Consider the following 14,524-nt stretch of genomic DNA (forward strand, 5'->3'; position numbering starts at 1 on the left):
TGTTTGTTGATGATAAGAATTGCTAGCAAACTGCTTGTTTTTTTGAGCAGTTTGTTTAGTGTTTTTGTTAGTTTGTGGGCGTCTGTTTTATACAGGCGCTTTTTGTTTTATAGATTTTGCTAGATGTAAAATACGCTAGACCTAATAGCTATTAAAAGTGGCAAGTGCCAGTAATAACAATTTTTTTATCAATCTTAAAACTAGAAGTTAAACTCAACACTTCAGTTAAAACATCATATTCGTTATAAAAAAGCTTTTTTATGTAGATGCCTTGAGGCAAATTAATGTTATGCGTTTTCCATTTGTGATAAGCAGTAGGGTGTGTTAAAATGGGTGCATGTTCGCCCAGCGAAGAATCTATAATATACACATTGAAACCAGCACGTTTTCTTAAACGTTTTTTTGAACTATAAGTACTTCTGAAGCGATAATTTTGATGATTTTGGCCTTCCATTAAGGTGTCATTCAAAATATTATAATCATACATGTCCGCAACATTTTTTTTTGAATTACTGTAATCCCTTAAATACTCGCAAGGTATATTTATAAATTCAGCTTTGTTAAATTCGGCAATAGTGGTTATAACATCTGCGGCAAAAGAATCATGCACTTTAAAAAGAATATTATATTGTTTTTTTTCGTCAACCGCAATCTCTACAAAATAGCTATTATCTTTAGAGTTTGTTAGATACATAACTTGTTTCTTAATAGTGTCTTTTTTAAAAATAGCCAACTCATAAGTCAGCATATAATCAAAGCGATAGGTTTTTTGCGAAAAACTAAAAAATGGAAGTATTAAGAATAGTAAAAGTTTAATTTTCATTTATGAATATTAAGATTCTGAAGTAACAGCACCAAGCGTATACAATTGTTCCATAGTTGGCGTTGGACTGCCGCCCGCAGGCTCTAATGTAATTCCAAATGCTTCCGATTGATTGGCATTTTCTATGGTAAATATTTTGTTGGTATTGCTGGTAAAGTTGTCTATTGTTCCTAGACTAGTAGGAGCAAGTGGATTTAAGGTTAAGGACCATACTTGGTATACTTTTCCAGCCGGAGGTTCAGGTAAACCTTGCACATCTAAATAAACCGTGTTGCCCTCTTTATCCCAATATACATTAGCATAAGATTCTGGCGAAACAGCTTGACCTGCAAGCGGAATAGAAAGAATATCTTTATCCCGTATAACCGATAATAATTTTTGAGCTTCCGTTAAGTTTGCGGTGGTTTTAGTTATACGCTCTTCTAATAAGGTATTATCAATAGTTTGTTTTTGTAATTCTGTTTCAACAACTTGAATATCAGATTTTAATGTGTTATTTTGATTAAAGAAGTACATTAAACCTACAGCTAGCAACACAGATGCTGCCCAGCCAGAATATGCCAAGTAATTTGTTTTAGGTTGATGTAGCGGAATCACTTTAGAATCCGCATCCGTATCCAAGCCTAATTTTTCTTTAACAGCCTTAAATAAGTGTTTGGAGTCCGAAGGAGAAACAGCTGCAGTAAGTTGCATAACGGCAGCTTCAATTTTTAAAACCTCGTCTAATAAGTCAGGATTTTCAAGGAGTTGGTTATAAACTGCTTCGTTTTCTTCATCAGAAAGACTACCAGCTATATACAGCTCTAAAATTCCAGATTCTATGTATTCTTGATTTGTCATTAATTTACGTCTAACATAATTCGTAGCTCATTGATGCAATTTCTGTTTCTGGTTTTAATCGTGCCAATGGGCATATCTAAAGTTTCAGAAGCTTCTTTTTGTGTATAGCCTTTAAAGTATAATAACTCGATTACCTCAATACACTTTTTTGCTAATTTGTCTACAAATTTTTTAATACCGATAGCATTTGTTTTATCATTTAAGCTATCCTGATCTTCTAATATATCTACGAAAAAATCGGCTTGAAGGTTTTTTTTCGAATTCTTAAAGGTTTTAGATCGTGTTTTATCAATAGCGGCATTTCTAGCGATATTGAGAATCCAAGTAAAAAAACGTCCTTTTTTTGAAGAATATGAAGCTGAATTGTTCCAAGCCTTAATAAAGACATCTTGCATGACTTCTTCTGCAAGGTCATTATCACGAACAATATTATAAATAACACCATGCATACTTTCGCTATACATATTGTAAAGCGTTTCAAATGCTTTTTCGTTTTTGTCTTGAAATTGTGAAACCAAAGTTTCTAACTGCATATAGTTTGTATTAAGTGTCCAAATTAGGAAATAATTAGCAATAAAAAAAGCTGCACAAGGCAGCCTTTTAATTATTATTTTAGTATTGTTTTATTCAATAATACCAGCACAACTAACACGTGCTCCAGCATCTCCAGTAGGTTGTGTTGTAAAATCATCTACACCTTTATGCACAATTACTGCTTTTCCAATAATATCTTTGGCTGGATCGCCACAGCCAATACACCATTCGTCTGTGCTCATTGAAATAGTAGCATTTCCTTTTTCATCCGCTTCTAGGTTACCAATATCTCCTTTATGATAGCCTGCTGCATCACCCCATTTTCCGTGAGGTTCGCCTGTTGGATTCCAATGGCCTCCTGATGAGGTTCCATCATCTGATGAACAATCTGCTGTTTCGTGTAAATGAATAGCATGCATACCAGGCTCTAATCCACTTACAATAGCTGTCATGGAAACCGTTCCATTTTCTTCTTTAAAAACCACATTTCCAGTAACATTACTACCGCTTTTTGCGTTTAACTCAGCCGTTACTTTTTTAGCAGTTACAACGGCTTCTTCAGTCATGGTTTCAGTAACCACTTCGGTTTCTGTGTTTTCCATTTCTGTATTTTCTTTTTTATCATTTTTACAGCTTGTAGCAAAAGCTAAAGTAACTACAAGCGCTAAAAGGCTTAATTTTTTCATCTGATTTATTTGTTTTTGTGTTTATCCGAAAGTTACATATTTTTTTACTTAAAATGAAATACACGGACTTTATTGTATGATAATTATCATATTTTAATCGTGTAAAAGATTTTAGTTTTGCTTATTATTTAGAGAGGTATGACAAAGGTACTAGTAAACAAATATAATGTAGCGGGTCCGAGATACACTAGCTATCCAACGGTTCCATATTGGGATGATGCTACCTTTTCCATTGGCAAATGGGAAAATAGCTTAAAAAAATCCTTTAATGAAAGTAATGAAAGTGAAGGTATTAGCCTGTATATACATTTACCGTTTTGTGAAAGTTTATGCACCTTCTGTGGATGTAACAAACGCATTACTACTAGACATGAAGTAGAATCTCCTTACATAAATTATGTGTTAAAGGAATGGCGACTCTATGTGGAATTATTAGGAAACACACCTCAAATTAAAGAGTTGCATTTAGGTGGTGGAACACCCACTTTTTTTTCGCCTAAAAATTTAGAACGACTCATTAATGGCATTTTTGCCATGGCTAAAAAAGCAGAGAATTACGAATTCAGTTTTGAAGGTCATCCAAATAATACAACGAAAGCACATTTACAAACATTATATAATTTAGGTTTTCGCCGGGTGAGTTACGGTGTTCAAGACTATAATGAAACAGTGCAGAAAGCTATTCATAGAATTCAACCTTTTGAAAACGTGAAACGTGTTACAGAAGAAGCCCGTGAAATAGGTTATACATCAGTAAGTCATGATATTATTTTTGGGTTACCGTTTCAAACAGAAGCTCATGTTGCTGAAACAATTAGTAAAACCAAAGCATTAATGCCAGACCGCATTGCTTTTTATAGTTATGCGCATGTGCCATGGATAAAAGGAAATGGACAGCGCGGTTTTAAGGATAGCGATTTGCCTTCAGCAGAAAGCAAACGTAAGCAATATGAATTAGGAAAGGAAGAATTAGATGCTTGTGGGTATGTGGAAATTGGTATGGATCATTTCGCCTTAAAAACGGATAGTTTATATCAAGCTACAGAGACCAAAAAACTACATCGAAATTTTATGGGCTATACTGCTAGTAAGACGCAAATTATGGTAGGTTTAGGCGTTTCGGCTATTAGCGATAGTTGGTATGGTTTTGCACAAAATGAAAAGAAAATTGAAGATTATTACAAGCGTTTAGATACCGATGTTATTCCGGTGTTTAGAGGTCATATTTTAAACTCAGAGGACTTAATAATTAGACGTCATATTTTAAACCTCATGTGCCATTTTGAAACCAAATGGAGCTTAAATTCAAATTATTTTAAAGAGTTACCAGATGTTTTAGTTCAATTAAAAGAATTGGAAACAGATGGTTTAATACTTATAAATACGGATTCAATTACGGTCAAAGAAAAAGGAAAGCCTTATGTTAGAAATGTATGTATGGCTTTCGACTTGTTGCTTCAGAGAAAACAACCTGAATCACAATTATTTTCAATGACCATTTGAAATTAAACGATATCAATTAAATCATAATCAACCCAAAAACGTTTTAACAATTTGTTTTCGTTTTTAAAAAAATTACCACATCATGAAAAAAATAATTGTACCGATAGATTTTTCAGAATATTCGGAATACGCATTAGAAACAGCAGCCATTTTAGCCAAAAAAAATAATGCTGAAATTTTAGCATTACACATGCTTGAAATGTCCGATGCTATTTTAACCAAAGGCTCTGATGGCCAAATGGAGTCCGTGTTTTTTATAAAACTAGCGGAAAAACGTTTCACAGAATTTTTAGATAAATCTTATTTAGAAGGTGTAAAAGTTACACCAATTGTAAAGCACTTTAAAGTATTTAGAGAAGTGAATGAGGTTGCTAAAGCAAACCAAGCAGATTTAATTATCATGGGATCTCAAGGTAGCAGTGGAATTAAGGAATATTTTGTGGGTTCTAATACCGAAAAGGTAGTTCGCTATTCAGATATACCTGTTTTGGTTATTAAGCATAATCCTATTTTAACCGAATTTGAAACTATTGTTTTTGCATCGGATTTTTCAGACGATTCTGTTTCTGCTTACTTGAAAGCTAAAGAAATGTGCAACACCTTACAGGCCAATATGAATTTGGTTTATGTTAATTTACCTGGAGAAAACTTTAAAAGCACCGCAGAAATGGAAGGTAAGATTGTAACCTTCCTTAAAAAGGCGGAAGGCGATTTAGAGAGCCTTTCAAAAGTAACTTATGTTAGTGATTATACAGTTGAGCAAGGGATCTCAAACTTCGCTAATCTTATTGGTGCTGATTTGGTTGCTGTAGCAACGCATGGAAGAAAAGGTATTGCCCATTTTTTCGAAGGAAGTATTTCCGAGGATGTTGCCAATCACTCAACATTACCTGTTATGACATTTAAAATTTAATTTTCATAGTAATTTCATAATATTTTTTTAGTCACAGAAAGAGCCAAACGTAAAATTTGGCTCTTTTTGTTTTTTTAGCTATCTTATAAATGTATAAATCAGGTTGATATACAAATAGGATAAATATATCCGAAATATGATTTTTATCATATTTTTTAAAAGACTTTAATCTTACTTTTGACCTATAAATTTTAAATACACTATGAGAACATCACTAAAACTAATGACATTATTATTCGCAATCGCTTTAATTGGTTGCGGCGGAAAGGAAGAGAAGAAAAAAGAAACTTTTTCTTATGACAAAAAAGCTCCTAAAACAGAAACAACAACTACAACACCAAAAGAAGCGGTAGTACCGCCTTCTAAACGCGTTGACTTAACTAGTAAAGGTGTTGGGCCAATTACCTCGCTAACTTTGGATGCTAATATAGATCAGGCCATGGCTGATAAAGGTGCTGACATTTACCAAAAAATGTGTACCGCTTGCCATAGGGTTGACAAGAAATTTATTGGACCTGCACCAACAGGTATTTTGGAGCGCAGAACGCCAGAATGGGTTATGAACATGATTTTGAATCCTGAACAAATGGTTAAAGAAGATCCATTATCTAAAGAATTATTAATGGAATTTAATGGGTCTCCAATGGCTAATCAGAACCTTACGGAAGAGGAGGCTAGAGCTGTATTAGAATATTTTAGAACCTTATAATAACCAAAAACTATGAAGCCAATTAAAAAACTAATGCTTTCGGCCTTTTGCTTATCACTTTTTTTAGGCTGTAAGAATGAAAACGCTGAAGGGACTTCGGTTGAAGCTGACAAACCAGCAGCTACAGAAACAACAGAACGAACTGGTCAAGCTTTTATTGAAGATGATGGATCAACTCCAAATGTATTACAAATAGCAATAGGTTCCCCAGACCATACAACACTAGTTGCTGCGGTTCAAGCTGCACAATTAGAAAATGCACTTGTTAATGCAGGACCTTTAATGGTTTTTGCACCAACAAATGAAGCGTTTGCAGCTTTGCCAGCAGGAACTGTTGAAGATTTGTTGAAACCTGAAAACAAGGATGCTTTAGCAAATATTTTGAAGTACCATGTAACCCCAGGTAACTATTCTAAAGAATTTTTAACCAAGTTCAAAAAACTGGGTCAAGCAAACAATCAAAGTTTGACAGTAGAAGTTATTGACGGTGAACCTATGATTGGAGGCGCTAAAATATTAGCAAGCATTCCAGCAGGAAATGGTATTGTTCATGTAATTGACAAAGTATTGTTGCCACCAACAGAATAATTAGAAAACACTTAAAACTAAATAAATGATGAAAAATAAATTTAAATTATCAATAGGATTGATGGTTGCGGCACTTGCCTTTACAAGTTGTAATAATTCAACGCAAACATCAAACAAAGGGGCATTAGGCTCTAGTGCGGCTGAAAAGGTGTACGTAGCTCCTGGTGAGCATGATTCGCATTATGCTTTCATGTCGGGAGGTTATAGTGGAAACTTAACAGTTTATGGATTACCTTCTGGACGTATGTTTAAGGAAATTCCAGTTTTCTCGCAGTTTCCAACCAACGGTTATGGTTATTCTGAAGAAACCAAACCAATGCTAGAAACATCTTATGGTTTTATTCCTTGGGATGATTCGCATCACCCAGATATTTCACAAACAAATGGTGAATTAGATGGCCGTTGGATTTTTATTAATGGAAATAATACGCCACGTATTGCCAGAATTAGTTTAAAAACATTTGAAACTGAAGAAATTATTGAAGTTCCAAATAGTGCAGGTAACCACAGTTCGTCTTTTATTACTGAAAACACGGAGTATGTAGTTGCAGGAACGCGTTTTTCTGTTCCAGTACCACAGCGTGATATGTCAATAAAAGATTATAAAGGAAACTTTAAAGGAGCCTTAACCTTCATTAGTGTAGATCCAGAACATGGTCATATGGATATTAAATTCCAAATATTAATGCCAGGTTTTAACTATGACTTATCGCACCCTGGTCGTGGGAAATCTCATGGATGGTTTTTCTTCACAACTTATAATACAGAGGAAGCAAACTCTTTATTAGAGGTGAATGCATCTCAAAACGATAAAGATTTTATTGCAGCCATTAACTGGAAAAAAATTGAAGAATATGTAAATAATGGCGGTGGTACAATGATGCCAGCAAATTATGCGCATAATTTACATAGTGATGTTACGCATACAGCAACATCAACTATGAAAAAAGAAGTTCGCGTTGTAAATCCAGCAGAGGTTCCAGGTGCGGTATACTTTTTACCAACACCTAAATCACCGCATGGTTGTGACGTAGATCCTTCTGGAGAATATATTGTAGGTAACGGTAAATTATCAGCTAACTTAACCGTGCATTCATTTACAAAAATGCTTGATGCGATTGAGAAGGAAAAATTTGATGGTGAAGCTTATGGAATTCCAATTTTAAATTTTGAAGATGTTTTAGCTGGTTCAGTTGAGCAGCCAGGTTTAGGACCATTACATACAGAATTTGATGGACAAGGAAATGCTTATACAACCTTCTTTATTTCTTCTGAAGTTGTAAAATGGAAATTAGGTACTTGGGAAGTGTTAGATAGAAAACCTACGTATTACTCTGTTGGTCACTTAACAATTCCTGGAGGAAACTCTAGAAAACCATTTGGTAAGTATATGTTCGCTATGAACAAAATTACAAAAGATCGTTATTTACCAACGGGACCTGAAATGGAGCACTCTGCCCAATTATATGATATTTCAGGCGATAAAATGGAACTTTTATATGATTTCCCAACACACGGTGAGCCGCACTACGCTGCAGCAATGCCAGCAGAAATAATTAAGAACCAATCTGAAAAGTTCTTTAAATTATCTGAAAATGAACACCCACGTAAAACCTTAAGTGATGGGGAAGCTAAAGTAGTTCGTGATGGTAAAAATGTACATGTTTACATGACCATGATTCGTAGCCACTTCTCACCAGATAATATTGAAGGCGTTAAAGTAGGAGATAAAGTATTCTTCCACATAACCAACCTGGAGCAGGATTTTGATGTACCACATGGTTTTGCTATGATTGGTGCTAATAATGCTGAATTATTAATTATGCCAGGTCAAACAAGAACCTTAACATGGGAGCCACAGCAAGTTGGTGTATGGCCTTTCTATTGTACAGATTTCTGTTCAGCATTACACCAAGAAATGCAAGGTTACGTGCGTGTATCACCGGCCGATTCTGATATAGAATTGTCTTGGTCACTCGGTGAATAAATTAAATTAAAGAATAGGAGAATTTTGTTTTAGTGTTTATTTTCCTAATAAGGCGAGAGTAGATGATTCGCTCTCGCCTTTCTTTTTAAATCACTATTAACTAAATGGTTAATTATAAAAACTTTATATTATGAAAAAGGCTGGCATTATAATGATAATAGGATCGTTGTTGTTATTGGGACTTTTTAAATTTCCGCTTTGGAATATTATGCTAGGAGCACCTCAATATCCGGAACCTTTAGGCATGGATATTTATATTGATGGTATTAAAGGTATAACAGAATTCGATCTTCAAAATATTGATGGTTTAAACCATTACATTGGTATGAAAACCATACCGAAACCTGAAGAGATGTGGGAGTTTTCAGTATTCCCTAAAGTTATTACTGGTATGGTAATTCTTGGTGTAGTTATTGGATTTCTTGGGTTTTTAGAAAAAGTAAACTATAAATTCTTTTTAGGATGGTTTTTATTAATGTCTATTTTAGGCGTATTAGGAATGTATGATTTCAATAATTGGTTAATTGATTATGGGAGTAATTTAGATCCTCATGCCATTATTAAGGTTACAAACCCAGATGGTACTCCAATGTCTTACAAGCCACCTTTAATTGGATATCAAAAATTACTGAATTTTGATGTAGATTCATGGCCTCATATTGGAGGATACTTAATGTTTATAGGCATGTCTTTAACCCTTGTTGCTTTTTGGTTAGGAAGAAAAGCAACATTAAAGGAAACGACCCAGTAAACAATTTGAAAAAAACATTAAACACTAAACACTAATGAAACAATTAATTTTAATACTACTTCTTGGCGTTACTATTACGTCGTGTACGGTAAAACCAGAACCTATAAACTACGGTCAAGATGCATGTCATTTCTGTAAAATGACAATAGTAGATAAAGTACACGGAGCCGAGGTTGTCACGCACAAAGGCAAAGTTTACAAATTCGATGCCTCCGAGTGCATGGTTAATTTTATGGATGATTTTGATACCGAAGAAATTAAGCTATATTTAACCAACCACTTTAATGAACCTGAAACGCTTATTGATGCAACTACGGCTACGTTTTTAATTAGTAAAAACGTTCCAAGTCCTATGGGTGCCTTCTTAACAGCATTTAAAACCAAACAAGAAGCGGAAACAGTGCAGGCAGAACAAGGTGGCGACATTTATACATGGGATGCTTTATTGGAGCACCTATAAGAGTAATTTCGAACATATTTAAACACTAAAACATGTTATGATGCCATTAAAAAAGCACCATATAGTAGCTGCTATTCTCATATTACTAGTGGGAAATTCAGTCTTCTCTCAAAATATTAGAGTTTGCAAAACCTGTGATATCAAAACCCTACAAGGCGGTATTGATGCTGCACAAGCAAATGATACTATTATTATTGAAAAAGGAATCTACAAAGAAATTGACGTACTCGTTAATAAACCACTAACCATTATTGGCAAGGATTATCCCGTTATTGACGGGGAAATGAAAGGCGAAATTATTACCATTACTTCGGATAGTGTTACAGTGGACGGTTTATTTATAAAGAACGTAGGAACAAGTTATACGTCAGATTATGCAGCTATACGCTTGAAACGTGTTGAAAATTTTGTTGTCAAAAATCTGGTATTAGAAAAATTATTTTTTGGAATTTATGTTGAAAAATCTAAAAACGGAAAAATTAGTAATAACAAAATAATTGGCGATGCAAAAGAAGAATATAACTCTGGAAATGGTATTCAATTATGGTATAGCCACAATATTGATATAGAAAATAATATTGTGCAGCGTGTTCGTGATGGTATTTATTTAGAATTTTCAGATGATTGCACCATAAAAAATAATGTGAGTTCTCATAACGTGCGTTACGGATTGCATTTTATGTTTTCGAATGATGATATTTATCAAGATAATCTGTTTGAAAAAAATGGGGCAGGCGTAGCCGTTATGTTTTCTAAAAAAATAAAAATGTATAACAATATTTTTAGAGAAAATTGGGGAACGGCGTCTTATGGTTTATTGCTTAAAGAAATAAATGATGCCGAAATTATGTACAATACATTTGAACAAAACACTATTGGTATTAATACAGAAGGTTCCAACCGCATCCGCTATGAAAACAACAACTTTATAAGTAACGGCTGGGCTATAAAAGTTCTTGGCGCTTGCTATTCAAACACGTTTAAGGGCAATAACTTTTTATATAACTCCTTTGATATGGCCTATAATAGCAAAGTGCATGACAATGAATTTGATGGTAATTATTGGAGTAATTATACGGGTTATGATTTGGATAAAGATGGTGTCGGTGATGTACCATACAGACCTGTTAAACTCTTTTCATATATTGTAAACCGGACGCCAGAGACTATTATTTTACTACGTAGTTTATTTATTGATATTATTGATTTCTCTGAAAAAGTATCACCTGTATTTACACCAGATAACTTACTGGATAATAACCCTAAAATTAAAAAAATAACATGGTAAGTGTTGAAAATTTACATAAAAAATTTGGCAAAAATAACGTTCTAATTGGTCTAGATTTAGATATTAATGAAGGTGGTATTTTTGCCGTATTAGGACCTAATGGTTCTGGGAAAACCACACTCATTAAATCCATATTAGGTATGGTTATTCCAGATCAAGGAACTATTTCTATTCATGGAAAATCTATTAAAAAGGATTCTAATTACAGAAAGCAAATAGATTATTTACCTCAAATTGCTAATTTTCCAAGTAACCTAAAGGTAAAAGAACTTATTAAAATGATTAAGGACTTAAGAGGTAATTCAACCAACGAAGAGGCTCTAATCCAAATGTTTAAATTAGAACCTTTTATTGATAAAAAACTCGGTCAGCTATCTGGAGGAACCAAACAGAAAGTAAATATTCTATTAACTTTTATGTTTGATAGTCCATTGGTTATTTTAGATGAGCCAACAACTGGTTTAGATCCTATAGCTCTAATCCGATTAAAAGAGCTAATTAAAGCGGAGAAAGCCAAAGGTAAAACGGTGTTAATTACATCGCATATTATGAGTTTTGTGGAAGAAATCTCTGATGAAATCGTTTTCCTTTTAGAAGGGAAAATCTATTTTAAAGGCAGTATTCCGGCGCTAAAAGCACAAACCAATCAACCAGATTTAGAACACGCAATTGCATCCATCTTAACTACAAATCATGTTTAAAATATTAAAATATAGTTTTTACGACCTTATGCGTAGCCGTTGGAGTTACGTGTATTTTGCTTTTTATTTATTATTAGGTATCGTGTTGTTATTTCTTAATAATGACCTTTCAAAAGCAGTTATAACCCTAATGAATGTCATCATTATTTTAGTGCCACTTATTGGGACTATTTTTGGTGTTATGTATTATTATAATTCTAAAGAATTTACAGAGCTTCTATTAGCACAACCTTTAAAACGATCATCTATATTTTTAGGACAATATTTGGGTGTAGCTATTTCCCTGTCTATGAGTTTAATTTTAGGACTCGGAATACCGTTTGTATTCTACGGTTTGTTTATGTCCAATGCCATTTGGGATTTTAGTCTCTTGCTCATAACAGGTGTGTTTTTAACACTTATTTTTACTGCTTTAGCCTTTAATATAGCCCTTTCTAACGAAAATAAAATTAAAGGCTTTGGTTATGCTATCTTGATGTGGCTATTTCTTGCCGTTATTTATGATGGGTTATTCTTAATGTCATTATTGTTTTTTGAAGATTACCCTCTTGATAAATTATCATTAATCGGAACCGTTTTAAATCCGGTAGATTTATCACGAACACTCATTTTGTTAAAACTTGATATTTCGGCTTTACTTGGTTACACGGGAGCCGTTTTTAAACAATTTTTTGGAACGAGTTTCGGCTTAATAGTATCCTTTACCATGCTCGTAGTTTGGGTGCTTTTACCTGTTTTACGTATTGTTCAAAAATCCAAGAAAAAAGACTTTTAATATGAAACCTATTCTCTTTATTTTACTGGCATGCGTCGTGCTTTTTACAAGTTGCAAAAGCGAAAACAAATCAACTAACATGGATGAAATTGGCCATAAAATATCCATAACAGATACCTTACAGTTAACCTTTAACAATGGAGATAAATGGCTTGTGAATGCTGAAACACATGAAGGTGTTAAAAACATGGAGGCTGTCATTAATGAATTCAAAGCTGAGAAATCTGAAAATTATAAAGAATTAGGTAATAAACTTTCCAAACAAACCAGTTATGTTATTAAAAATTGTACCATGACCGGTGCGTCACATGATCAGTTACATGTGGTGTTAGTACCTATGTTAGACGAAATTAGCGTGTTACGAGAAAGTAATAATTTGATTATGGCTAAAACGTCTTTAACTAATCTAGAAGACTTGATTCAGGCGTATTTTAAACATTTTAATTTATAGTTAAATGTGATTTTTATCATGTAATTATAATAGATGAATTCTTAAATTTGTCCTATGATTAAAACAGTTTCACATATAATAACCGCACATGTGCTTGCTCTAATTTTGTTAGCACACAACATTAATTCGTTGGTTATTGTTACAGATTTTGTTTTAAATCAAGACTTCATTGCAAAAACCCTTTGTATTCAAAAAGATGATCAACAAGGTTGTAACGGAAAGTGTCAACTGAAAACTGAATTAGCTAAAAATGAAACTGGAACGGATGGTAAATCGCCAGCTCAAAATACGGTTAAACGTCAAACTTTAGATGTCTTCTTCGTTTCAGAAATTAATGTTATTTCAGATCAATTGGAAACTGTAAATCGTGTGGCGGTTTCTAATTATTCATACACACCAAGGCTTGACAATCAGTCATTATCCGTGGAAACACCTCCTCCAGATTTTAGTTAATTTTTTAGTGTTAAAAAACAACTAGTTTTTCTGTTTCTACCCATGTATTATGGTGTAGGCACAGTTTTCATAATCAAATTTTAGCATATTTTTCTAATCCATGGACAGCTATTTACACTATCTGTATTGGTAATTTCTATGCTAAACATAACTCAAAACACAATATAAAATGAAATTAAAATATATATTACCTGTACTATTCATCGCTTTATTCACAACGGCATGTTCTGAAGATGACACGAATTTCGATACGCCAATTGTAAATGAAGTGGAAGGCCTTAATAAAGTTCAAGAACTTACAAATAGCACACATACTATTGAATTATTTAATGCTTCTGGCCGTTTTTATACAGGATATAATGCCATTAGCGTTCGTATTAAAGATAATACCACAAATGACTATGTTGAAAATGCATCTATAAGCTGGATGCCTGTAATGCAGATGCCAACTATGCAACATTCTTGCCCGAAAGCTAACCCGACTAAAGAACCAGGTAAAAACACCGTTTACAAAGGAAATATCATTTATCAAATGGCTTTTACGGATGGAACAGGTTGGTCATTAACGGTAAACTACACCATTGATAACGTGGATTATTCAGCTACTTCAGACATTACAGTTATGCAAAATGAAGATCAAAATGTGTCTAGTTTTGTGGGTAGTGATGATAAACGTTATGTAGTTGCCATGGTGGCGCCAACAAACCCCATTATTGGAAATAATGAGTTGGTATTGGGTGTTTATGAAATGGAAAACATGATGTCTTTCCCAGCGGTTCAAAATTACAGTCTATCATTAGATCCAAGAATGCCAGGAATGGGTAATCATAGTTCACCAAATAACACGAACTTAACATACAATTCTTCTGACAATCTGTATCATGCCAATTTAACCTTAACTATGACAGGGTATTGGGTGTTAAACCTAAAACTTATGGATGGTCAAGGTGAAATTCTTAAAGGTGAAAATGTAACGGAGGACAACATTCAAAGCAGCCTTTATTTGGAACTTGAATTTTAATTCAAATCTTATTTAAAACCTATAGATAGCCTGCTTTTGGC

Annotated in this window: 17 protein-coding genes; 13 read left to right on the top strand and 4 right to left on the bottom strand. The window is 33.6% G+C overall.

Annotation, left to right across the window (positions count from 1 at the left end; all coding sequences use genetic code 11):
- Positions 1–151: 151 nt before the first annotated feature.
- From ACFPH8_RS09840 to ACFPH8_RS09855, 4 genes are all read right to left on the bottom strand, one after another.
- A complete protein-coding gene (locus ACFPH8_RS09840) occupies positions 152–823 on the bottom strand; it encodes a hypothetical protein (protein ID WP_376860546.1) in 672 nt (223 codons plus the stop codon).
- Positions 824–832: 9 nt separating this feature from the next.
- Positions 833–1,663, bottom strand: a complete 831-nt coding sequence (locus ACFPH8_RS09845) for an anti-sigma factor (RefSeq protein WP_376860548.1) — start codon at positions 1,661–1,663, stop codon at positions 833–835.
- Entirely contained in the window at positions 1,663–2,196 is a 534-nt protein-coding gene (locus ACFPH8_RS09850) for an RNA polymerase sigma factor (RefSeq protein WP_248400532.1), read from the bottom strand. The genes ACFPH8_RS09845 and ACFPH8_RS09850 overlap by 1 nt, the downstream gene beginning before the upstream one ends.
- 90 nt (positions 2,197–2,286) lie before the next feature.
- On the bottom strand, positions 2,287–2,883 hold the full coding sequence (locus tag ACFPH8_RS09855) for a superoxide dismutase family protein (protein ID WP_248400530.1): 597 nt from the start codon (positions 2,881–2,883) through the stop codon (positions 2,287–2,289).
- Positions 2,884–3,021: 138 nt separating this feature from the next.
- Between ACFPH8_RS09855 and hemN the strand changes: the two genes are divergently transcribed.
- The 13 genes from hemN to ACFPH8_RS09920 all read left to right on the top strand — a co-directional run bounded on the left by hemN (position 3,022) and on the right by ACFPH8_RS09920 (position 14,483).
- Positions 3,022–4,386 (top strand): oxygen-independent coproporphyrinogen III oxidase, encoded by a 1,365-nt coding sequence (hemN, locus tag ACFPH8_RS09860; RefSeq protein ID WP_376860551.1) that lies wholly within the window; start codon positions 3,022–3,024, stop codon positions 4,384–4,386.
- Between the two features lie 82 nt (positions 4,387–4,468).
- Positions 4,469–5,299: a universal stress protein gene (locus tag ACFPH8_RS09865; RefSeq protein ID WP_376860553.1), complete on the top strand. Its 831-nt coding sequence runs from the start codon at positions 4,469–4,471 to the stop codon at positions 5,297–5,299.
- Between the two features lie 202 nt (positions 5,300–5,501).
- Positions 5,502–6,008, top strand: a complete 507-nt coding sequence (locus ACFPH8_RS09870) for a c-type cytochrome (RefSeq protein ID WP_376860555.1) — start codon at positions 5,502–5,504, stop codon at positions 6,006–6,008.
- 12 nt (positions 6,009–6,020) lie between these two features.
- Positions 6,021–6,596 (top strand): fasciclin domain-containing protein, encoded by a 576-nt coding sequence (locus tag ACFPH8_RS09875; RefSeq protein ID WP_248400523.1) that lies wholly within the window; start codon positions 6,021–6,023, stop codon positions 6,594–6,596.
- Between the two features lie 28 nt (positions 6,597–6,624).
- Entirely contained in the window at positions 6,625–8,583 is a 1,959-nt protein-coding gene (gene nosZ / locus ACFPH8_RS09880) for a Sec-dependent nitrous-oxide reductase (RefSeq protein WP_376860796.1), read from the top strand.
- A 130-nt stretch (positions 8,584–8,713) separates the two neighbouring features.
- The gene (locus ACFPH8_RS09885; RefSeq protein ID WP_376860557.1) at positions 8,714–9,334 is read left to right on the top strand and encodes a hypothetical protein; all 621 of its coding nucleotides are present in this window, start codon (positions 8,714–8,716) and stop codon (positions 9,332–9,334) included.
- Between the two features lie 34 nt (positions 9,335–9,368).
- On the top strand, positions 9,369–9,794 hold the full coding sequence (locus tag ACFPH8_RS09890; protein WP_248400519.1) for a nitrous oxide reductase accessory protein NosL: 426 nt from the start codon (positions 9,369–9,371) through the stop codon (positions 9,792–9,794).
- 40 nt (positions 9,795–9,834) lie between these two features.
- Positions 9,835–11,082 carry a nitrous oxide reductase family maturation protein NosD gene (locus ACFPH8_RS09895; RefSeq protein ID WP_376860798.1) on the top strand — a complete coding sequence of 416 codons (1,248 nt, stop codon included), beginning with the start codon at positions 9,835–9,837 and terminating at the stop codon, positions 11,080–11,082.
- Complete coding sequence (locus ACFPH8_RS09900) at positions 11,076–11,783, top strand: ABC transporter ATP-binding protein (protein ID WP_248400517.1); 708 nt, start codon at positions 11,076–11,078, stop codon at positions 11,781–11,783. The genes ACFPH8_RS09895 and ACFPH8_RS09900 overlap by 7 nt, the downstream gene beginning before the upstream one ends.
- Complete coding sequence (locus ACFPH8_RS09905; RefSeq protein WP_248400515.1) at positions 11,776–12,558, top strand: ABC transporter permease; 783 nt, start codon at positions 11,776–11,778, stop codon at positions 12,556–12,558. Before ACFPH8_RS09900 ends, ACFPH8_RS09905 begins: the two co-directional genes overlap by 8 nt.
- 1 nt (position 12,559) lies before the next feature.
- Positions 12,560–13,009: a hypothetical protein gene (locus ACFPH8_RS09910; protein WP_376860560.1), complete on the top strand. Its 450-nt coding sequence runs from the start codon at positions 12,560–12,562 to the stop codon at positions 13,007–13,009.
- A gap of 54 nt (positions 13,010–13,063) precedes the next feature.
- Complete coding sequence (locus ACFPH8_RS09915; RefSeq protein WP_376860562.1) at positions 13,064–13,462, top strand: hypothetical protein; 399 nt, start codon at positions 13,064–13,066, stop codon at positions 13,460–13,462.
- Between the two features lie 169 nt (positions 13,463–13,631).
- A complete protein-coding gene (locus ACFPH8_RS09920; protein ID WP_376860564.1) occupies positions 13,632–14,483 on the top strand; it encodes a hypothetical protein in 852 nt (283 codons plus the stop codon).
- Positions 14,484–14,524: the final 41 nt, after the last annotated feature.

The organism is Bizionia hallyeonensis (genome assembly GCF_042657385.1).
In the GTDB taxonomy this organism is placed as follows: Bacteria; Bacteroidota; Bacteroidia; order Flavobacteriales; family Flavobacteriaceae; genus Algorimicrobium; species Algorimicrobium hallyeonense.